This window comes from Gaiella sp. (genome assembly GCF_057140465.1).
Genome location: NZ_DBNHWK010000030.1, coordinates 12,660 through 33,233 on the forward strand (window position 1 = coordinate 12,660; position 20,574 = coordinate 33,233).

Genomic DNA, 20,574 nt, shown 5'->3' on the forward strand with positions numbered 1-20,574 from the left:
CCGGCCGCGTCGTGGGACGCACGGACACCGGGCGCCGGCGCGTCCACAACGAGGACGTCTTCCTCTGCGACCCGCCGCTGTACGCCGTCGCCGACGGCATGGGCGGGGCGCAGGCGGGCGAGCTCGCGTCGCAGCTCGCCGTCGCCGCGCTCGCGGAGCGCCCGCACGGGGCCGCCGGCGAGGACGCCGTCGCGGCGCTCGTGCGGGAGGCGAACCGTCGGATCTTCCGCCGTTCCCTCGAGGATCCCGCCGCCGCCGGGATGGGGACGACGGTGACCGCCGCCCTCGTGGACGAGGACGCGGGCACTGCCGCGCTCGGACACGTCGGCGACTCGCGCGCGTACCGGATCCGTGGCGGGGCGCTCGAGCAGCTCACGACCGACCACTCCGTGGTCGCCGAGCTCGTCCGGGCCGGCAGGCTCACGGAGGAGGAGGCGCTCGAGCATCCGTACCGGTCCGCGATCACCCGCGCGCTCGGGACCGAGGAGGACGTCGACGTCGACACGTTCACGGTGCCGCTGCAGCCCGGAGACACCTACCTGCTCTGCTCGGACGGGCTCACGTCGATGATGCGCGACGAGGAGATCCTCGGGCTCGCGTCCGCGTACGGCGATGACCCCGATGCCCTGGCAGACGCCTTGATCGACGCCGCGAACGCCGCGGGCGGGGAGGACAACATCACCGTCGTGCTGTTCGAGATCGTCGCGGGCGAGCCCGTGTCCGGGGACGGCCGCGGCGCGCCGGTTGTGCCGGTACCGGCACCGGTGCACGCGGCGGCGCCGGAGCCGCGGCCCACGAGCGTGCGACGCTGGGGCGCCGCAGCCGGGAGCCGGTGGCCGGCGCTCCTCCTCATCGCCGTCGTCGCGATCGCAGCAGCGCTCCTGATCCTGCTCGGCTTCACGCGATGAGCACACGGAATCGCGAGCTCGCCGCACTGGTGTTCGTCGGCGTCGTCGCGTCGACCGCGTTCGCCGCGACGTGGATCGCCTCCACCGACGCCGTCTCCGCCGACTGGGCCGTGTGGGCCGGGATCCTCGCCGGCCTCTACCTCGTCGCGCACCTCGTCGCGCGGCGCACGGTGCCGTTCGCCGACCCGATGCTGCTGCCGCTCGCCGGGCTCCTGACCGCGCTCGGGCTCACGGTCATCTACGGCCTCGACCCGGTCGACGCACGCAAGCAGGTCGTGTGGGTGGCGATCGGCATCGGGGTGCTCGTCGTCACGCTGCTCTGGCTGCGCAGCGACTACCGGGTCCTCGAGCGGTACAAGTACCTGTTCGGGGTCTCCGCGATCGTGCTGCTGCTCCTGCCCTCCGTCCCGGGGCTCGGCGAGCGGATCAACGGCGTCCGGCTCTGGGTCGAGGTCGGGCCGATCCAGTTCCAGCCCGGCGAGCTCGCCAAGGTGTTCCTGATCATCTTCCTCGCCGCGTACCTGCGGGACAAGCGCGAGTCGCTCGCCCAGGGGCGCCTCAAGGACCTCGGCCCGCTGCTCGCGATCTGGGGTGCGGCGATGCTCGTCCTCGTCCAGACGAGCGACCTCGGGTCCGCCCTCCTCAACTTCGGGATCTTCCTCGCGATGCTGTACGCGGCGACCGGCCGTGCGCTCTACGTCGGTGCCGGACTCGCACTGTTCGTGGCCGGCGCCGCCGGCATCCACAGCGCGCTCACGCGCGTGCAGCAGCGCGTCACCGTCTGGCTGCACCCCTGGACGGACGAGAAGGTCTACTGCGGGCTCAACGGGCAGTTCGAGTACCGGCAGAACTGCGACTCCTACCAGCTCGTGAAGAGCCTCTACTCGATCGCGAACGGCGGCTACGGGGGCACGGGGCTCGGCCGCGGCACGTTCGAGACGCTCGACGGCACGCCGCTGATCCCGTACCTCAGCACCGACTTCGTCTACTCCGCGATCGCGCAGGAGCTCGGGCTCGTCGGCGCGGCCGGTGTGCTCCTCGTCTACCTCGTCCTCGTCGCGCGCGGCATGAGGATCTCGCTCGTCGCCCAGGACGGCTTCTCGAAGCTCCTCGCGGCCGGTCTCACGTTCGGCCTCGCCCTCCAGACCTTCATCATCGTCGGTGGCGTCCTCCGTGTCGTCCCGCTGACCGGGATCACGCTTCCGTTCGTCTCCTACGGCGGGTCGTCGATCCTGTCCAACTTCGTCGTGCTCGCCCTGCTCATGCTCGTCTCCAACCGGGCCGTGGCGGCCCAGCGCCGATGAACCGCCGGATCACGCGCGTGGCCGGCGTCGCGATGGGCCTGCTGGTCGTCCTCGTCGCGGCCACCACGTACTGGCAGACGTGGGCGCGGCCCTCGCTCGCCGACCGGCAGGACAACGAGATCCAGCGGGTGGCGCAGTTCGAGATCAAGCGCGGCCCGATCCTCGACGAGGGCAGGGTGCTCGCCCGGAACCGTGAACGCGACGTCGCCGGGCGGACGCTCTACTTCCGCCGCTACCCGCAGGGCGGGCTGACCGCCCACGTCGTCGGCTACTCGACGGCCGGGCGCGCACGGGCCGGCCTCGAGCAGTCGATGAACGGCGTGTTGACGGGTGCCGACCGCGACCTGGGGTCGCTCGTGCAGCAGTCGCTCGACGAGCTCGGCGGGAAGCCGATCGTCGGCGACACGGTCGTGACGACGATCGACCTCGACGCACAGCGGGTCGCCTACGAGCAGCTCGGGCGTCAGTGCGGGGCGGTCGTCGCCCTCGATCCGCGCACCGGCCGGCTGCTCGTGATGGCGTCCTCCCCCACGTACGACCCGAACCTCGTCGAGGAGCGCTTCGGGGAGATCGAGGCGATCACCGCGGACTGCGCGCCGGCGGCCCCCCTGATCAACCGCGGCAGCGCCGGCCTCTACCCGCCCGGCTCGACGTTCAAGGTCGTGACCGCCGCCTCCGCGCTCGACTCCGGCGACTACGAGCCCGGGTCGACGTTCTACGATCCCGGCTACTGCATCGCGTACGGGAAGCGTGTCAACAACTTCGACACGTCGCGCCCCTTCGGCAACATCGACCTCGCGACGGCCCTGCAGTACTCGGTCAACTCCGTGTTCTGCACGATCGGCCAGCGGCTCGGGGCGCGGAAGATCCTGCGCACGGCGGAGCGGTTCGGCTTCTACGAGCGCCCGTCGCTCGAGACGCCCGCCGGCGAGCGAATGCCGAGCGGGCTGTACCGCGACGGAGACCTCTGGTTGCCGGAGCGAAACGACGCCGTCGACGCGGGGCGGATGGCGTTCGGCCAGGAGCGCCTGCTCGTGACCCCGCTGCAGATGGCGATGGTGGCAGCGGCGATCGGCAACGGCGGGCTCCAGCGGCGCAACTACGTCGTCGAGAAGATCGTCTCTCCGTCCGGCAAGACCACCTCCCGCACGAAGCCCGAGGTCGTCGAGCGCGCGGTGAAGCCGACGACGGCGCGCGACATCCAGGAGATGATGGTGCGTGCGGTCGCGGCGGGCACCGGGACCGCGGCCCAGATCGCCGGCTACCGCGTGGGGGGGAAGACCGGCACCGCCGAGACCGGCGTCGAAGGCCGGAACACGACGTGGTTCATCGCGTTCGGCGGGCCGGAGGGCAAGCGGGCGAACGTCGCGATCGCCGTCGTGCTCGAGAACCAGGCCTCGACGGGCGGCGCGACCGCTGCTCCGATCGCACGTGCGGTGATGCAGGCACTCTTCGCGTCGGGGGCGAATACCTAACGTTATTGAGATGACGACCACCGACCGCACCGAGGGAACGCTCTTCGCGGGCCGCTACGTGCTCGAGCGGAAGCTCGGCACCGGGGGCATGGCCGACGTCTGGCTGGCCGAGGACCGGGAGCTCGGCCGTCGGGTCGCGGTCAAGATCCTCCACGAGCGGTACGCGACCGACGAGCAGTTCGTCGAGCGCTTCCGGCGCGAGGCGACCCACGCCGCGGGCCTCTCGCACCCGAACATCGTCTCCATCTACGACCGCGGCACCGCCAACGGCTCGTACTACATCGTCATGGAGTACGTCGAGGGCCGGACGCTGAAGGAGCTGATCGTGACGCGCGGCCCGTGCCCGATCCCCGTCGCGATCTCCTACACGCGCCAGGTGCTCGCCGCGATCCGCTTCGCGCACCGCAACGGGATCGTCCACCGGGACATCAAGCCGCACAACGTCATCGTCGACGGCGAGGGGCGCGTCAAGGTGGCGGACTTCGGGATCGCGCGGGCCGGAGCGAGCCAGATCACCGAGGCGGGCTCGATCATCGGCACCGCGCAGTACCTGTCACCCGAGCAGGCACGCGGTGCCCCGGTCGACGAGAGCTCCGATCTCTACTCGACCGGGATCGTCCTCTACGAGCTCCTGACCGGCACCGTGCCGTTCGGGGGCGAGACGCCGGTCGAGATCGCGATGAAGCACCTCTCGCAGGCGCCGGAGCCGCCGTCGACGCTCCGTCACGAGATCCCCCGCGATCTCGACTTCGTCGTCCTGCGGTCGCTGGCGAAGGAGCCCGTGGATCGCTACCGCTCGGCGCAGGAGATGGATCGCGACCTCGAGCTCGTCGCGCGCGGCGAGGAGGTCGGCCGAGAGACCGAGGAGGCGGCGACGATGGTGCTCGCCGGCACCGGCACCTCGACGACGGGCGTCACCGAGCGGATTCCCTCACGCGCGCCGATCACGACCGCGTACGGCGGCGCGGAGCGCTACCGCGCCTACGAGGCGCCCGTCGCCCGCGGCCGTGCCTGGTGGCCCTGGCTCCTGGCGGTGGGCCTGGCACTCGCCCTCGGCGTCGGCGGCTACTTCCTCTACGAGCGCGTCCAGGACCAGATCGACTCGAACACGCCGATCGCGGTCGGCGACTACCAGGGGATCAAGGAGTCGCTCGCAGTCGAGGCGATCCTCAACGACGGCTTCGAGCCGAAGGTGAGCAAGCTCCCGAACAGCGAGGTCGAGGCGGGCATCGTCTACGAGCAGGATCCCGGGCCCGGGTCCCGACTCGCCAAGGGAAGCATCGTCACCGTGCTGGTCTCGACCGGAAAGCCGGAGGTCCGCGTCCCCGACGTCGTCGGCAAGACCGAGGCCGACGCCGTCGCGGAGCTCACACGCGCCGGGCTGGACGCGAACTCCGTCCAGATCAACTCGAGCGAGGACGCGGGCACCGTGACCGCCCAGTCGCCGGCTGCGGGCACCGTGCTCGTCGAGGGGTCGGAGGTGCGCATCAACGTCTCGAAGGGCCCGAGGCCGATCGCCGTGCCGTCGGTCGTGGGGCTCACGTACGAGCAGGCGTCGTCGCAGCTCCAGACGGCCGGCTTCGCCGTGCGGCGCATCGACGTCGACTCCGAGCAGCCGCTGGGGGTCGTCGTCGACCAGAGCCCCGCGGGGAACTCGACGGCCGCGAAGGGCGCGATCGTCGTGCTCTCGGTCTCGAAGGGCCCGAAGACGGTCGAGGTGCCCGACGTCACCGGCCTCGACCAGCAGACCGCGCGGAGCGCGCTCGTCGCAGCGGGCTTCAAGGTGACCGTCGTGAGCGAGGTCTTCGAGGACCCGGCGTTCGACGACGTCGTCCTCTCCCAGTCGCCGATCGGAGGCGCGCAGGCCAAGCCGGGATCCCTCGTCACGATCACGGTCGGCACCTACGTCCCGCCGCCGGTCGACACGACGCCCACGCTCCCCGCCGAGACGACGCCGACCGACACCACGCCTGTCCCGTGAGTCGCCGGCTCAAGGTCGCGGTGCTCGCCGGCGGCCGCTCGAGCGAGCACGAGATCTCGCTGGCGTCCGCCGCGTCCGTCGTGGCCGCGCTCGATCCGGCTCGGTACGAGGTGACGACCGTCGAGATCGATCGCGACGGACGCTGGGCACTCCCGGCCGGCGAGAGCCCCGGCCTCGAGCGGGCGAGCACGGTCGAGACCCTCCCCGTCCCGGCCGGATCGGCACCCGCGACGCTCGCCGGCGTCGACGTCGTCGTGCCGATCCTGCACGGGCCGTTCGGCGAGGACGGAACCGTGCAGGGGCTCCTCGAGCTCGCCGACGTCGCGTACGTCGGGCCCGGGGTGCTCGCCTCCGCGCTCTGCATGGACAAGGACGTCTTCAAGCAGGTGATGCGCGCCCAGGGGATCCCGGTGACAGGCCACGTCCTGCTCCGGCCCGGTGACCCGATCGCGAACCCGTTCGGCTACCCCGTGTTCGTGAAGCCCGCGCGCCTGGGCTCCTCGATCGGCATCTCGAAGGTGCGCGCGCAGCCGGAGCTCGAGCGAGCGGTGACGCTCGCCCGCCGGCACGACGACAAGGTGCTGGTCGAGGAGTTCGTGGCCGGAATCGAGATCGAGGTCGGCGTTCTCGGAAACCTTCCCGCCGCAGTCGCCTCGGTGGCGGGCCAGGTCGTCTCGCACCACGCCGACTGGTACGACTACGCGTCGAAGTACGACGCGGGCGGGTCGGACCTGCTGATCCCTCCACCGGGGCTTCCGGCGGCCACGATCGAGCGGGCACGCGAGCTGGCGCTGCGCGCGTTCGCCGCCACCGAGTGCGAGGGGATGGCGCGGATCGACTTCTTCGTGCGCGACGCCGACGGCGAGGTGGTGATCAACGAGCTGAACACGATCCCCGGGTTCACACCGACGAGCTTCTACAGCCGCCTCTTCGACGCGTCGGGGATCGCGTACGACGAGCTCCTCGACCGGCTCGTCGCCCTCGCCGTCGAGCGACACGAGCGGCGCCGGGCGCTGGAGTTCTGACATGCACGAGCACGACCTCGACGAGGACCCGAACAGGCAGTTCGCGGCGTGGCTCCAGGAGGCGGCGGCGACCGACCTCGAGTACCCGGAGTCGATGACGCTCGCCACGGCCGACGCCTCGGGCCGCCCCACTGCGCGCATGGTGCTGATGCGGGGCTTCGACGACCGCGGCTTCGTCTTCTACACCAACCGCGAGAGCGCGAAGGCCGCCGACATCGCCGTGAACCCGCGGGCGGCGCTCGTCTTCCACTGGCCGCCGCTCGAGCGGCAGGTCCGGGTCGAGGGAGCGGTGGAGGCGCTGCCCGTGGAGGAGTCGGCGGCCTACTTCGCGACACGCCCCCGCGGCAGCCAGCTCGCGGCCTGGGCGTCGCCGCAGTCGCACGCCCTCGACGACCGGGTCGATCTCGAGCGCCGCTACACCGAGGTCGAGAACCGCTTCGCCGGGGCGGACGTGCCGCTGCCCCCGTTCTGGGGCGGCTACCGGGTCGTGCCGACCGCGATCGAGTTCTGGCAGGGCCGTCCGAGCAGGCTCCACGACCGCGTGCGCTACGAGCGCGACGGCGACCGGTGGCGGCGCTTCAGGCTCAGCCCGTAGGCGGCGCGGCGAGGGCCGACGTCGTGTAGCGGCCCGCTGCGTTCCAGAGCAGGTACCCCTTCGCGCCCATCAACCGCACCGCCTCGATCTGCTGGCGCACCTCGCGGGGCGAGTAGTTCCAGTCCTGGATCCAGGGCACGAGCTGCGGACCCGAGCTCCCGACGGCGCGGCGGAAGTCTCCGAGGGTGCGGAAGACGGTCTCCCCCGGCTCCGTGCTCGGGCTCTCGATGCCGAGCTCGCCGTCGTTGTACAGCGCCGGGTACGCCATCGGCGAGATCGTGTCGACGTGCTCCGCGATCAGCTTCGGCGCCTGGCCGAGACCCATGTCGCGGGAGGCCGAGAGCCCGAACAGCGCGGTCGACACGCGCACGCCGAGCGGCTCGAGCCGCCGCGACGCGTAGGCCACGAAGTCGGTGATCAGCTGCTTGCGCTTCTGGGTCGTCCGGCCCGGGTACACGGCCCGCGAGAGATCCCCGTCGGACGGGAAGCGGACGTAGTCGAACATGATCTCGTCGAACCCGGCCCGGCCCGCCGCCTCCGCGATCGCCACCGCGTACTCCCAGACCCGTCGGTCGTACGGGTTCACCCAGGCGAGCCCTCCACTCGTCTGCCACACGCCGCCCTCGGGCGTGCGGATCGCGAGATCGGGCCGGGCGCGGGCGAGCACGGGGTCCTGGAACACGACGACGCGACCGATCAGGTACACGCCGTGCCTGCGCGCGAGACGCGCGACCTCGCGCGGCTTGAAGTGCTGTCGGGAGGCACCGATGCGCTGGGCGAGCGGAACGGACGACGGCCGGAAGTTCACGATCCCGCCCTCGTCCTTGACGTCGAGCTCGATCGTGTTCAGCCCGTACCGCGTGTAGCCGGCGTATTCCTCCAGCTTCCCCGGCAGCGATGCGAGCGCCCCCGTCACGTGCACCCCTCGCACCTCGACGGGCAGCGGCCGTGGGCGTGCGGCCGTCGCCGGCGCAGGGGCGGGCGTCGGGTCGGACGCGGCCGCCTCCGGGGTCGCCGCCCCCCGCTCGCCGCCGCTCTTGCCGGCGAGCGTCATCCCGGCGGCCAGTGCGATCACCACCGCGAGCGCGACGGCGAACGCCGCAGCCCGGCGGAAGCGCTTGCGTCGGCGTTCCTGCGACCGCCGGGCGCGGAAGCGCTCGTTCGGATCCATCGACGGGTACAGCATGGACACCGGGCCCGGGACCTTACCGTATGCAGGGAGATCGCCACGTCACAGGCCCCCCGTGAGCCCCGCCGGACCGGTGCGGGCGCCTGTGCTGCGGGGCGTGACGGTCAGGCCTCTAGGATTGCGGTGTGGTGCTCTCGGATGGAGCGATCCGCCGCCTGGTTGCGGACGGCCGCATCGGGATCGATCCCTACGACGAGTCCCTGCTCCAGCCGTCGAGCCTCGACGTTCGCGTCGACCGGCTGTTCCGCGTCTTCCGGAACAGCCGCTACCCGTACATCGACGTCAAGGCGGAGCAGGACGAACTCACGGAGCTGGTGGAGGTGGCCGACGACGAGGCGTTCATCCTCCATCCGGGCGAGTTCGTCCTCGGCTCGACGCTCGAGCGCGTCTCGCTCCCGGACGACCTCGTCGCCAGGTTGGAGGGCAAGAGCTCGCTCGGGCGGCTCGGGCTCCTCATCCACTCCACGGCCGGCTTCATCGACCCGGGCTGGGACGGGCACGTCACGCTGGAGCTGTCGAACGTCGCGAACCTGCCGATCACGATCTACGCGGGGATGAAGATCGGTCAGCTCTCGTTCGTGCAGCTCTCCGAGCCGGCCGAGCGACCCTACGGCGCGGGCGGGCTGGGCTCGAAGTACCAGGGGCAGCGCGGCCCCACGCCGAGCCGGTACTGGAAGAACTTCACCGCCGACGCCTGAGCGGCTCACGGACGCGCGCGGCCGCGGGACGGACGACCGGCGCTCCGCGTCCTCGTGGCGCGGCGGCGCCGTCCCTCACGGCTGCGTGACGAGGCCCACCGACGACGAGGGCCGCCCGTCGGGCGGCCCTCGTCACGGTGACCAGCGGTGGATTGGTAGAGGCGCTTCCGGCCCGACCCCTCGGGTCGAGCGGCGCGGAACGCGAGCCCCCCACGCTGGCTAGGCGATTCCCGGTGGTCCCGGGGGCACGCCTCTACCCGCTGGTACCTCCGCTGCCGGTACTGCAGGAATCTGTCACGTCCGGACCACCTCCTTTCCGCGGTGTCCGGACTCTAGCGGCCCGAGCGGTCGGGGGAAAGGTCACGGAGCCGGCGGCCCGAGCACGGTCGTCACCTCGAGCCCGCTCCCGATCGGCACCGTCACGGAGACGAGCGTCGGGTCGGCATGCCGCGCCTCGACCCATCGCGCGAGGTCGTCGGCGTGCGAGACGACGTTGTCGGCGACGATCACGCCGCCCGCGTCGACCTTCTCGCGGGCGAGGGTGAACAGCGTCTCGTAGTCGGGCTTCCAGGCGTCGAGGAACACGATGTCGAACGCGTCGTCGAGCGCCGGCAGCGTCTCCCGCGCGTCGCCCGCAACGAGCTCCGCGTGCTCGAGGAGACCCGCCTCCTCGACGTTCCGTCGCCACGCGTCGCACTTCGCCGGATCGGACTCGAGCGAAACGACACGACCCCCGAGGATCCGCGCCGCCGACGCGAGCCACAGTGTCGAGTAGCCGCGCGAGGCGCCGATCTCGAGCACCTCGCACTGCGGATTCGGCGCGACGAGCGCGAACAGCAGGCGGCCCGCGTCCGGGCCGACGGCGAGCGCGCGACGCTCCGGAGGCAGCCCCGCGGAGCGCTCCGCCTCGTCCTCGGCCTCGAGCCGTCCGATCACGGCCAGCACACGATCGTCGAGCACGACGGCACCCTAGACGATCGCCGCCGGACGCCCCGCCGACGGCCGGGCACGTGGACGGGCGACCGGCCGCGTCGTCAGTCCGGCAGCTCGACGACGACCATGCCGTCGTCACGGACGCGCGCCGGATACGTCTCGACCGGGATGTAGGCGGGCAGCGTCAGCGCCGCTCCCGTCCGGACGTCGAAGCGGGCCCCGTGCCGGGGGCAGATCACCTCGCAGGTCTCCGGCTCCCAGTCGCCCTCGCAGAGCTTCCCGTCGTCGTGGGTGCAGCGATCCTCGATCGCGTAGACGGTGCCGTCGCAGTTGTAGACGCCGACGCCCTCCGGTCCGGCGTCGACCACCCTGGACGCCCCGGGGGGGAGCTCCGCGAGCGGGCACACCTCGATCTCGGCCACTAGGCAGCCGACCCGTGGTCGACGCGCACGCGTGGGTACCCGGCTCCGGGCGCCGCGGTCCGGAGCCGTCGCCCGCTCATCTACGAGAGCGAGATCTCCGACGCGGACGTCCCCCACTCCTCGGGGAGCGGCGTCCCCTTCGCACGGTGCAGGGCGACCTTGAGCACGCCCAGCCCGAGCAGCGCACACTTCAGGCGCACGGGGGTGAGCGGGATCCCGATCTCGTCGAGCAGCTCCTCCTTCGGCATCACGGCCACCTCGGCCGCCGGGCGACCCTTGACGAGGTCGGTCAGCATCGAGGTCGCCGCCTGGCTGATCGCGCAGCCGCGCCCCTCGAACCCCACCTCCTCGATCACGTCACCCTCGCCGAACCGCACCGTGACGGTGACCTCGTCGCCGCACAGGGGGTTCTGCCCGTCCGCGCTCGCGTCGTTCGGGTCGAGGAGCCCGAAGTTCCTCGGCGCCTTGTAGTGGTCGAGGATCACCTCGCGGTACAGCTGCTCGAACTCGCTCATGCGGCCGCACTCCCGGGCCGAACGCCGGCGCGGGCGCTCGCGCGGCGGGTGCCGGCTCGGAACGCACGACGGCGTGACACGGGCTGGCTCAGGCGAACACCTTCCGCGCCTTGTGCAGCCCGGTGACGAGCCGGTCGATCTCCTCGGGCACCGTGTACAGGTAGAAGCTCGCACGACTCGTCGCGGTCACCCCGAGGCGACGCATGAGCGGCTGGCAGCAGTGGTGCCCTGCTCTGATCGCGACCCCTTCGAAGTCGAGCACCTGTGCGACGTCGTGCGGGTGCACGCCGTCGACGTCGAACGAGACGATGCCCGCGCGTCGATCGGCGGGCGGGCCGTAGGTCGTGACCCAGGGCAGCTCGGCCAGGCGGCCGAGCGCGTACGCGGCGAGCTCGTGCTCGTGCCGCTCGATCGCGTCCAGGCCGACGCCCTGCACGTAGTCGACGGCGGCGGCGAACCCCACCGCCTCCGCCATCGGCGCCGTCCCGGCCTCGAACTTGTGCGGGAGCTCGGCCCAGGACGAGGCCTCGTCACCGACCGAGCGGATCATGTGCCCACCGAGCAGGAACGGCTCCATCCGCTCCAGCAGCTCCGCGCGGCCCCACAGCGCCCCCACGCCGCTCGGGCCGCACATCTTGTGTGCGGAGACGGCGAGGAAGTCACAGCCGAGCGCCTGCACGTCCACGCGCCGGTGCGGCGCCGCCTGGGCTGCGTCGGCGACGACGATCGCTCCGCGATCGTGCGCCCACGCGGCCAGCTGCTCGACCGGGTTGACCGTCCCCAGCGCGTTCGACACGACGCCGACGGCCACGACCTTCACCCGACCGTCGCCCGCGAGCCCGTCGAGGGCGTCGAGGCGCAGCTCGCCTCCGTCGTCGAGCGGCAGGATCCGGAACGACGCGCCGGTGCGACGCGCGATGTACTGCCAGGGCACGAAGTTCGAGTGGTGCTCGAGCTCGGTCGCGATCACGACGTCACCGGGGCCGAGGTTCGACAGCCCCCAGGCGTACGCCACGAGGTTGATCCCCTCGGTCGCGTTGCGGACGAACACGACCTCGCGCGGCGACGACGCGTTGAGGAACCCGCGCACCGTCTCGCGCGAGTTCTCCAGCGCCTCGGTGGCCATCTCGGCGAGCTGGTAGACGCTGCGGTGGACGTTCGCGTACGAGGTCTCGTAGAACGTCGTCATCGCCTCGAGCACGGCACGGGGCTTCTGTGCGCTCGCGGCCGAGTCGAGGAACGCGAGCGGCTTCCCGTGGAAGCGCTGCTCGAAGATGGGGAAGTCGGCGCGCAGTCGATGCGCGTCCAGCGACGGCATGGTCGTCACGGCCACCGTCCCATCGTACCCCGGTTGCTAGCCGACGCCGGCACCTCGGAGCGGGACGAAGCGGTCGTCCGTCAGCCGGAGGAAGCCGATCGCGAGGCTGGCGCCGACCACGATCATGATCAGCGTGGCGAACTCGGGCACGGCGAGCGCGTAGAACGACCGCAGTCCCGGACTCGCGAGCACGGCGACGTAGGCACCGAGCAGCGCCGCGCAGAGCACGCCGACCCACCGTGCGCGACGCGGTCCCGTCGCCTCGAGCGCGAGGACGAGGTAGAGCCCGATCACGATCACCGTGGACGTGGCGGCAGTGCGTGCCTGCAGCAGGCCGCTGTCGAAGACGTTCAGCGTCACGAGGTACGACACGATCGTCCCGAGCCCGGCTGCGATCCCGGCGGGAACCGCGAAGCGGCCGACCTCGCGCAGGAACCCGGTCGTCCGCCACGGCCCCTCGCTCGGCGCGAGGGCGAGGAAGAAGGCGGGGATGCCGACCGTGACGGCACCGATCACGGTCAGGTGGCGCGGCAGGAGCGGGTACTCCGTCGGGGTGAGCCCGATCGTGAGGATGAGGAACGCGGCGAACACCGACTTCGTCACGAAGAGCTTCGTCACGCGCTGGATGTTGCGGAGGATCTGCCGTCCCTCGGCGACCATGCCGGGCACGGACGCGAAGTCGCCGGTGACGAGGATCACGTCGGACACCGCGCGCGCCATCTCCGTGCCCGACCCCTGGGCGATCGCGAGGCGGGCGGCCTTCAGCGCGGGCACGTCGTTGACCCCGTCGCCGACCATCGCGACGTAGCGGCCGCTCTCGCGGAGGGCCTCGACGACACGGCGCTTCTCCTCCGGGGCGACGCGCCCGACGACACCGGCCTCGGTGACCGCCCGCGCCAGCTCCTCGGAGCCGAGCGGGAGCTCGCGGCCGTCGAGCGGGGTCGCGCCCGACGGCACGCCGACGTCCGCCGCGATCGCCCCGACGGTGACCGGGTCGTCTCCCGACAGCACCGTCAGCGAGACACCCTCCCGCGCGAGGAACGCGACGGTCTCGGGGGCATCCGAGCGGAGCTGCTCCGCGAGGACGACGACCGCGAGCGGGCGGAGGCGCGGGGGGCCGGCGTCCGGGTCCGGACGTGTGCCGCCGTCGGTCGTCCCGAAGGCGAGCACGCGACGACCCCCGGCCTGCTGCTCGTGCGCCAACTCGCCGAGCCCGTCGAGGGGGAACAGCTCCGGAGCGCCGAGCACGTACCACGTCGAGCCGAGACGGAGCGCGCTCCAGCGACGGCGCGAGGCGAACGGCACCTCCTCCGTCGCGGACTCCGCCGCACCGGGGAGCGCCGCGGCGATCGCGTCCAGCGTGGCGTTGCGGGCGGGCGACGAGGCTGCGAACCGCCCGAGGCCGTCTGCCGCCTCCTCCCGGGCGACGCCCGCCGCGGGGAGGAGCGACACGACGCGGAGCTGCGGCTCGGTGAGCGTTCCCGTCTTGTCGAGGCAGATCATGTCGACCGAGGCGAGGGACTCGATGGCGTTCAGCTGCTGTGCGAGCGCACCGCGCCTGGCGAGACGGATCGCCGCCGCCGCGAACGTCATCGAGAGCAGGAGCACGAGGCCCTCCGGGATGAGCGTCACCATCCCGGCGACGGCCGTGTCGACCGCTTGCCGCGTGCCGACGTCCTGCTTCGTGAAGGCGACGACGAGCATCACGGCGAGCGGGATCATCGCCCCGACGAGCACGTAGAGCAGGCGGTTGACCGCCCGCTCGAGGGGGGAGCGCGGGTGGCGGAACTCGCGGGCCGTGCCCGTGATCCGCTCCGCGTAGCTGTCGGGCCCGACCGCGGTCGCCTCGTATGCGCCGACGCCCTCGACCACGAACGACCCCGACCGGACGTCGTCGCCGTCGCCGCGCAGGACCGGCGCCGACTCGCCGGTGAGGATCGACTCGTCGAGGAGCAGGCCGGCGCCGACGACCACGACACCGTCCGCGACGACCTGATCGCCGGGCTCCACGCGCACCAGGTCGCCCACGACGACCTCGCCCACCGCCACCTCCCGCTCGATGCCGTCGCGGACGACCGTCGCCCTGGGCGCCACGAGGGCAGCGAGCGCATCGAGCTTTCGCTTCGCCCGGAGCTCCTGCCAGATGCCGATACCCGAGTTCGTGACGACGATGCCCAGGAAGAGCGCGTCCCGCCAGTCCGAGAACGCGAGCGTCAGCACACCGAGCGAGAGGAGGATGACGTTGAACGGGGTGACGACGTTCGCGCGAACGATGCTCGCGGTCGAGCGACTCGTCTGCGACTCGGGGAGAGGGCCGCGCTCGTCGAGCCGGCGCCGGGCCTCCTCGTCCGTCAGGCCGGAGAAGACCTCGGGCGCCATCGCTCAGGAAGGCGGGTACTGAACGCGCCCGTTCCGTCCCGCGCGCGCGGCGATCTCGCGCTGGCGCTCGACGGCGGCCGCTGCCGCTTCGAGGATCTCGCACACGCGTGCGAGCCGCATCCGCTCCGACGTCGCCTGGAGCAACTCCTGCTTCAGGCCCGCGGCCAGCTCGAACCGCCCCGCGAGCACGAACGACAGCCCCTCGGCGTCGGCGGGGGGCGGCTCCGCCTCCACGCCCGTCAGCTCGAGGAGCCGCGCGTAGAGGGACAGCGCCCGCTCCACCTCGTCGGGCGCGGCCGGGTCGTGGCCGTCGACGAGCTCCTCGACGGTGCCCGTCTGGAAGCTCCGGCCCTCCGTGAGCTCGACGAGACGGAAGCGGTCGTGGCCCTCGACGACGACGTTCAGTCGCCCGTCGGGCAGGCGGTCGACGACCTCGACCACCGCCGCGCGCGTGCCGATCTCGTGCAGGCCGTCGTCGTCCGCGAGCACCAGCCCGAACTCCGTGTCGTGCTCGAGGCACTCGCCGATCAGCTCCCGGTAGCGCGGCTCGAAGATGTGGAGCGGCACGAGCTCGGAGGGCAGGAGCACGATGCCGAGCGGAAAGAGGCCGATCTCCTCCATCGCCAACAGCCTACGTCACCGCTGTCCGCTGCAGCAGCAGCCGGAAGCCCCGGATGCCCGGCGGGACATCCGGGGCCACGGGCTCAGTGCGTTGCTGCAGGCCTGCCCGGTGTACCGGTCGTGCCCGTTCCGCCGCCGCGACGATGGATGAACGCGAACGCCACCGCCGCCGCCACACCGGCGACGACTGCGACGAGCGCTCCGACGACGAGCGGGTCGTCCCATGTGGTGCCCGTCGTCGCCGTGGGCGTTGCGGCAATGGGCTCTGCCGCCGAGCCAGGAGTGAACCGCTCGGCTCGGTCGTCAGGCCGAACCGGGGCGGGCTCTCCCATCCCGGGGGTGAAGCGGTCGGCGCGATCATCGGGCCTCACGGCCACGATCTCGGTGCCGAACGCGTCGAATCCCGCTGCGATCCGTGCCTCGACGGTGTCGGCGGTCCCGTACGGCTCGAACCGAACCGCAACGGTCTGCGCGACACCACCGACCCCGAGGGGGCCGGCGCGATCATCGGGCCTCACGGCCACGATCTCACTACCGAGGGCGTCGAATCCCGCCGCGATCCGCGCCTCGATGGTGTCGGCGGTCCCGTAGGCCTCGAACTGCACGACCTGGGACTGTGCGACACCACCGACCCCGAGGGGGCCGGCACGGTCGTCGGGTCGCTCGGCGGCGAGCCCGGCGGGCACGAGCATGGCTACGGACAGCACTACAGCCCCAGTGAGGAGCGTGCGCACCGTCACAGTGATCACTTCCTTCGTCCGGTCGCTCCCTTGCGACCGGGAGCAGGTGAGCCCTGCTCGTCTCGCCACCTGCACCATTGCACGCGGCCCTGCACGCGACATCCGCGGATTCACCGATCCGCCTTCCTCGATCCCTCCACCGCGATCCGCCCGCCATCCGCCGTGTGCGTGGCTCCACGGCGGATGTGACCGCCTAGAGGAGCAGCACGGCGATGGCGAGGAGGAGTCCGCCGATGGCGATCAGTCGCATGCCCTCAGCGTGACACCGACTGATGTGGCGGGCGAGAGGGCCCGGTAAGGAATGGGTGAACTCTCAGGCGTGCGGGATCCGGGCCTCGAGCGCGTCGCCGAGCGCCGTTCGCACCGGCTCGAGCTCGACGCGGTCGAGCACGTCCTGGAAGAACCCGCGTACGATCAGGCGCTCGGCCTGCGGCCGCGACAGGCCGCGCGCCATCAGGTAGAAGAGCTGCTCGCGGTCGACCTGGCCGAGCGTCGCCCCGTGCGTGCAGCGCACGTCGTTGGCGAGGATCTCGAGGCCGGGGATCGAGTTCGCGTTCGCGTCGCGTGACAGGAGCAGGTTGCGGTTCTCCTGGTACGCGTTCGTCTTCTGTGCCCCCTGCTCGACGCGGATCATCCCCCGCCACACCGCAGTCGCGTGGTCACGGAGCGCACCCTTGAAGGCGAAGTCGCTCGTCGTGGACGGGGCGAGGTGGAGCTGGTACGTGTCGTAGTCGAGGTGCTGCGTGCCGTCGGCGAAGTACGCCCCCGTCACGCGCGACGTCGCGCCCGGGCCGGCGAGGTCGTTCTGGATCCGCACCTTGCCGTTGGCGGAGCCGAAGCCGCCCGCGACCCAGTCGAGCTCGGCGTCGCGCTCGACGCGGGCATGGCACGAGGCGAACAGCCACGTCTTCTGCGAGAGGTTCTGGACGTTCACGTACTCGACCTTCGCGCCTTCGCGGACGACGATCTCGACGGCGGCGTTCGCGTACCCGGAGACGTCACCCGTCGCCGACGCGAGCTCCTCGACGAGCGTGAAGCGACTGCCGGGCTCGGCGACGACGAGGACGCGCCAGTGCAGCGCCCCGCCCTCGGCGCCGTTCCCGACGCGGAGGTACAACGGACGCTCGACCTCGACCCCGGCGGGAACGTGCAGGAGGAGCCCGTGCTGCCAGACCGCCGCGTTGTGGGCGCTGAACTTGTCGTCGGCGCCGACGAGCGAGCCGAGGAGCGGGTGGTCGTCGGTCAGCGGCTCGAAACGGATCCCGTCAGGGGCACGCTCCAGCGAGATGCCGGCCTCGTCGAGGGTCGCGACGCCGGCGACGTCGAGCTCGAGCATCGAGGCGGCGCCGGACGGCCCTCGCGCGGCGGGCGCCGTCCCCTCCCAGGCGTCGGGGTCGAACCCGGACAGGTCGGTGAAGCGCCAGTGCTCGTCGCGCCGCGTGGGCAGCGGGAGCTGGCGGTAGCGCTCGAGGAGCGCCTCCCTCGTCACGGCACGTACCTCCGGTGGAGCATGAGCGCGTTGCCGTCGGGGTCACGGAACAGCGCCATCAGGCACACGCCGGTGTCGAAGGTGTCGCCCTCGAACGCGACGCCGGCGGCCTCGAGGCGCGCCCGTGCCTCCGCGACGTCCGGGACGCGCAGGGCGATCGACGCCGTGTGTGGGCCCTCGAACTCCCTGCCGATGTTCCGGGGGTCCATCAGGTAGAGGCTGACGTTCGCCCCGAGCCTGAACTCCGGCCAGCTCCCGTCGCCCTCGACGCGGGTCAGGCCGAGCGTCTCCCCGTAGAACCGCGTCGACCGCTCGAGATCGGTGACCGGCACGGAGACGAAGTCCGTGCGCTCGACCTGGATCACCCGACGGAGCCCTCCATCTGGAGCTGGATCAGCCGGTTCATCTCCACCGCGTACTCGAGCGGCAGCTCCTTCGTGATCGGCTCGACGAACCCCGAGACGATCATCGCCGACGCCTCCGCCTCCGAGAGGCCGCGGGTCATCAGGTAGAAGAGCTGCTCCTCGCCGATCTTCGAGACCGTCGCCTCGTGCCCGAGGTCGACGTCGTTCTCCTTCACGTCGATGTAGGGATACGTGTCGGAGCGGGACTCCTCGTCGAGGATCAGCGCGTCGCAGACCACCTTCGACTTCGCTCCCGTCGCGCCCTTCGCCACCTCGAGGAGGCCGCGATAGCCGCCGCGACCGCCGTTCTTGGAGATCGACTTCGACGTGATCACGCTCGACGTGTTCTTGGCGACGTGGACGACCTTGCCGCCGGCGTCCTGGTGCTGCCCCTTGCCGGCGAAGGCGATCGAGAGCACCTCGCCGTGGGCGCCCTCGCCCATCAGCCAGATCGCCGGGTACTTCATCGTCACCTTCGAGCCGAGGTTCCCGTCCACCCACTCCATCGTCGCGCCCTCGTGCGCGACCGCCCGCTTGGTGACGAGGTTGTAGACGTTGTTCGACCAGTTCTGGATCGTCGTGTACCGGCAGCGGCCGCCCTTCTTCACGATGATCTCGACGACCGCCGAGTGCAGCGAGTCGCTCGAGTAGATCGGGGCGGTGCAGCCTTCGACGTAGTGGACGTACGCGTCCTCGTCGACGATGATCAGCGTCCGCTCGAACTGCCCCATGTTCTCGGCGTTGATGCGGAAGTACGCCTGCAGCGGCATCTCGATGCTGACCCCCGGCGGCACGTAGATGAACGACCCGCCCGACCACACGGCCGAGTTCAGGGCCGCGAACTTGTTGTCGTTCTGGGGGATGACGGTGCCGAAGTACTGCTTGACGAGCTCCTCGTGCTCACGCAGGCCGGAGTCCATGTCGAGGAAGATCACGCCCTTGCGCTCGAGGTCCTCCTGGAGCTTGTGGTACACGACCTCGGACTCGTACTGGGCGCCGACGCCGGCCAGGTACTTCTTCTCCGCCTCGGGGATGCCGAGCCGGTCCCACGTCTCCTTGATCTCGGACGGCAGGTCCTCCCACGACGCCGCCTGCTTCTCGGTCGGCTTGACGTAGTAGTGGATGTTGTCGAAGTCGATCCCCGAGAGGTTCGCTCCCCAGCCCGGCATCGGGCGCGCGAGGAAGTGGTCGAGGCTCGCGTGACGGAACGTCTGCATCCACTCCGGCTCCGACTTGTGCTCGGAGATGACGTCGATCAGCTCGTGCGAGAGGCCCTTCGGGGCCTTGTAGATCGGCTTGTCGTCGACGTGCCAGCCGTAGTCGTACTCGGCCCGGATCTCGCGGATGACGTCGGTCTCGGACTGGCTCATGATGCCTCCCGGGCCGCTCCGGCGGGCAGGAACGGGTCGTAGCCCTCGGCCTCGAGGCGCTCGGCCAGCTCCGGGCCGCCCTCGGCGACGATGCGCCCGTCCACGAAGACGTGGACGAAGTCGGGCGTGACGTAGTTGAGGATGCGCTGGTAGTGCGTGATCACGAGCGCGCCCATCTCCGGGCCGACGAGGTCGTTCACGCCGCCGGCGACGATGCGCAGGGCATCGATGTCGAGCCCCGAGTCGGTCTCGTCGAGAATGGCGATCCGCGGCTTCAGGAGCGCCATCTGGAGGATCTCGACCCGCTTCTTCTCACCCCCCGAGAACCCGTCGTTCAGGTAGCGCTGTGCGAGCTCCCGCGGCACGCGCAGGCGCTCCATCGCCCCGAGCAGCTCCGTGCGGAACTCGGGGATCGGGATCGGGTCCTCCTCGCCGCCCGCGCGCGCCTTCCGGAGCGCGTTGATCGCGCTGCGCAGGAAGCTGGTGACGGTGACGCCGGGCACCGCGTGCGGGTACTGGAAGGCGAGGAACAGGCCGCGCTGCGCCCGCTCGTTCGCCTCGAGCTCGACGACGTCCTCGCCGTCGAGGCGGATCTCGCCCTCGGTGATCTCGTAGGCAGGGTGCCCCATCAGGGCGTAGGCGAGGGTCGACTTGCCCGAGCCGTTCGGGCCCATGATCGCGTGCGTCTGATTCAGGTCGACGTCGAGGTCGACCCCTTTCACGATCTCCGTGCCGTCCTCGAGGGCGACGTGGAGGTTTCTGATCTCGAGCAGTGCCACAGGTTTCCTTCGGTCGCGAGCGTGAATACAGAAGTCTGCTTCAGGAAAGGTGAAGTTGGCTTCCTTGATGCTAGCGGGACCGTCGCGGTTCGCCACCGGGACAGCGATCGTTCGCGCGCTGCGACACCGCCGCGACTTGTACGACGCCGTCCGGCTGCTACCCTGCGCACATGCCTTTCGGCATCGGCATCTGGGAAATGCTCATCCTGCTCCTCGTCCTCCTGCTCGTCTTCGGACCGAAGCGGCTGCCGGAGATGGGCCGTCAGCTGGGGCGCGGCATGCGTGAGTTCAAGGACTCCGTGACCGGGACCGGCAAGGACGACGACGACGACGCAGCCGAGCTACCGCCGCCCGAGCCCGTCGAGGCCGAGCCAGCCGAATCGGCTTCCGCGACGCGCGAGCGCGACACCGTCGCCTAGCGGGGGCCAC

Annotated in this window: 20 protein-coding genes; 8 read left to right on the forward strand and 12 right to left on the reverse strand. The window is 71.4% G+C overall.

Going from position 1 to position 20,574, the window contains the following annotated elements; all coding sequences use genetic code 11:
* Window positions 1-11: 11 nt before the first annotated feature.
* The 6 genes from AC162C_RS04165 to pdxH are packed head-to-tail and all read left to right on the forward strand — an operon-like array spanning window position 12 to window position 7,288.
* Window positions 12-908 (forward strand): Stp1/IreP family PP2C-type Ser/Thr phosphatase, encoded by an 897-nt coding sequence (locus AC162C_RS04165; RefSeq protein ID WP_484096448.1) that lies wholly within the window; start codon window positions 12-14, stop codon window positions 906-908.
* Complete coding sequence (locus AC162C_RS04170) at window positions 905-2,212, forward strand: FtsW/RodA/SpoVE family cell cycle protein (RefSeq protein WP_484096449.1); 1,308 nt, start codon at window positions 905-907, stop codon at window positions 2,210-2,212. The genes AC162C_RS04165 and AC162C_RS04170 overlap by 4 nt, the downstream gene beginning before the upstream one ends.
* Window positions 2,209-3,687 (forward strand): peptidoglycan D,D-transpeptidase FtsI family protein, encoded by a 1,479-nt coding sequence (locus AC162C_RS04175; protein ID WP_484096450.1) that lies wholly within the window; start codon window positions 2,209-2,211, stop codon window positions 3,685-3,687. The genes AC162C_RS04170 and AC162C_RS04175 overlap by 4 nt, the downstream gene beginning before the upstream one ends.
* A 10-nt stretch (window positions 3,688-3,697) precedes the next feature.
* Window positions 3,698-5,668 (forward strand): Stk1 family PASTA domain-containing Ser/Thr kinase, encoded by a 1,971-nt coding sequence (gene pknB / locus AC162C_RS04180; protein ID WP_484096451.1) that lies wholly within the window; start codon window positions 3,698-3,700, stop codon window positions 5,666-5,668.
* A complete protein-coding gene (locus AC162C_RS04185) occupies window positions 5,665-6,693 on the forward strand; it encodes a D-alanine--D-alanine ligase family protein (RefSeq protein ID WP_484096452.1) in 1,029 nt (342 codons plus the stop codon). The genes pknB and AC162C_RS04185 overlap by 4 nt, the downstream gene beginning before the upstream one ends.
* Before the next feature lies 1 nt (window position 6,694).
* The gene (pdxH, locus tag AC162C_RS04190; protein ID WP_484096453.1) at window positions 6,695-7,288 is read left to right on the forward strand and encodes a pyridoxamine 5'-phosphate oxidase; all 594 of its coding nucleotides are present in this window, start codon (window positions 6,695-6,697) and stop codon (window positions 7,286-7,288) included.
* On the opposite strand, the gene AC162C_RS04195 is transcribed toward pdxH, so the two are convergent.
* Entirely contained in the window at window positions 7,278-8,474 is a 1,197-nt protein-coding gene (locus AC162C_RS04195; protein WP_484096517.1) for a putative glycoside hydrolase, read from the reverse strand. The two genes, pdxH and AC162C_RS04195, sit on opposite strands and share 11 nt — an antisense overlap.
* 128 nt (window positions 8,475-8,602) lie before the next feature.
* On the opposite strand from AC162C_RS04195, the gene dcd reads away from it, so the two are divergent.
* Complete coding sequence (gene dcd, locus AC162C_RS04200) at window positions 8,603-9,175, forward strand: dCTP deaminase (protein ID WP_484096454.1); 573 nt, start codon at window positions 8,603-8,605, stop codon at window positions 9,173-9,175.
* 360 nt (window positions 9,176-9,535) lie between these two features.
* Here dcd and AC162C_RS04205 read toward each other — a convergent pair whose 3' ends face one another.
* The 11 genes from AC162C_RS04205 to sufC all read right to left on the reverse strand — a co-directional run bounded on the left by AC162C_RS04205 (window position 9,536) and on the right by sufC (window position 20,145).
* Window positions 9,536-10,135, reverse strand: coding sequence for an O-methyltransferase (locus tag AC162C_RS04205; protein ID WP_484096455.1), 600 nt, complete (start codon window positions 10,133-10,135; stop codon window positions 9,536-9,538).
* Between the two features lie 74 nt (window positions 10,136-10,209).
* A complete protein-coding gene (locus AC162C_RS04210; RefSeq protein WP_484096456.1) occupies window positions 10,210-10,530 on the reverse strand; it encodes a Rieske (2Fe-2S) protein in 321 nt (106 codons plus the stop codon).
* Window positions 10,531-10,610: 80 nt separating this feature from the next.
* Window positions 10,611-11,045: a Fe-S cluster assembly sulfur transfer protein SufU gene (sufU, locus tag AC162C_RS04215; protein ID WP_462972303.1), complete on the reverse strand. Its 435-nt coding sequence runs from the start codon at window positions 11,043-11,045 to the stop codon at window positions 10,611-10,613.
* A gap of 88 nt (window positions 11,046-11,133) precedes the next feature.
* Window positions 11,134-12,378, reverse strand: coding sequence for a cysteine desulfurase (locus AC162C_RS04220; RefSeq protein ID WP_484096457.1), 1,245 nt, complete (start codon window positions 12,376-12,378; stop codon window positions 11,134-11,136).
* A 21-nt stretch (window positions 12,379-12,399) separates the two neighbouring features.
* Entirely contained in the window at window positions 12,400-14,742 is a 2,343-nt protein-coding gene (locus tag AC162C_RS04225) for an HAD-IC family P-type ATPase (RefSeq protein WP_484096458.1), read from the reverse strand.
* 3 nt (window positions 14,743-14,745) lie between these two features.
* Entirely contained in the window at window positions 14,746-15,363 is a 618-nt protein-coding gene (locus tag AC162C_RS04230) for an LON peptidase substrate-binding domain-containing protein (RefSeq protein ID WP_484096459.1), read from the reverse strand.
* Window positions 15,364-15,446: 83 nt separating this feature from the next.
* Window positions 15,447-16,181, reverse strand: coding sequence for a hypothetical protein (locus tag AC162C_RS04235; RefSeq protein ID WP_484096460.1), 735 nt, complete (start codon window positions 16,179-16,181; stop codon window positions 15,447-15,449).
* A gap of 235 nt (window positions 16,182-16,416) precedes the next feature.
* Window positions 16,417-17,592, reverse strand: a complete 1,176-nt coding sequence (sufD, locus tag AC162C_RS04240) for a Fe-S cluster assembly protein SufD (RefSeq protein WP_484096461.1) — start codon at window positions 17,590-17,592, stop codon at window positions 16,417-16,419.
* A complete protein-coding gene (locus tag AC162C_RS04245) occupies window positions 17,589-17,957 on the reverse strand; it encodes a VOC family protein (protein WP_462972309.1) in 369 nt (122 codons plus the stop codon). Before AC162C_RS04245 ends, sufD begins: the two co-directional genes overlap by 4 nt.
* A complete protein-coding gene (gene sufB, locus AC162C_RS04250) occupies window positions 17,954-19,366 on the reverse strand; it encodes a Fe-S cluster assembly protein SufB (RefSeq protein ID WP_484096462.1) in 1,413 nt (470 codons plus the stop codon). The genes AC162C_RS04245 and sufB overlap by 4 nt, the downstream gene beginning before the upstream one ends.
* Window positions 19,363-20,145 carry a Fe-S cluster assembly ATPase SufC gene (gene sufC, locus AC162C_RS04255; RefSeq protein ID WP_484096463.1) on the reverse strand — a complete coding sequence of 261 codons (783 nt, stop codon included), beginning with the start codon at window positions 20,143-20,145 and terminating at the stop codon, window positions 19,363-19,365. The genes sufB and sufC overlap by 4 nt, the downstream gene beginning before the upstream one ends.
* Window positions 20,146-20,315: 170 nt before the next feature.
* Between sufC and tatA the strand changes: the two genes are divergently transcribed.
* Entirely contained in the window at window positions 20,316-20,564 is a 249-nt protein-coding gene (gene tatA, locus AC162C_RS04260) for a twin-arginine translocase TatA/TatE family subunit (RefSeq protein ID WP_484096464.1), read from the forward strand.
* Window positions 20,565-20,574: the final 10 nt, after the last annotated feature.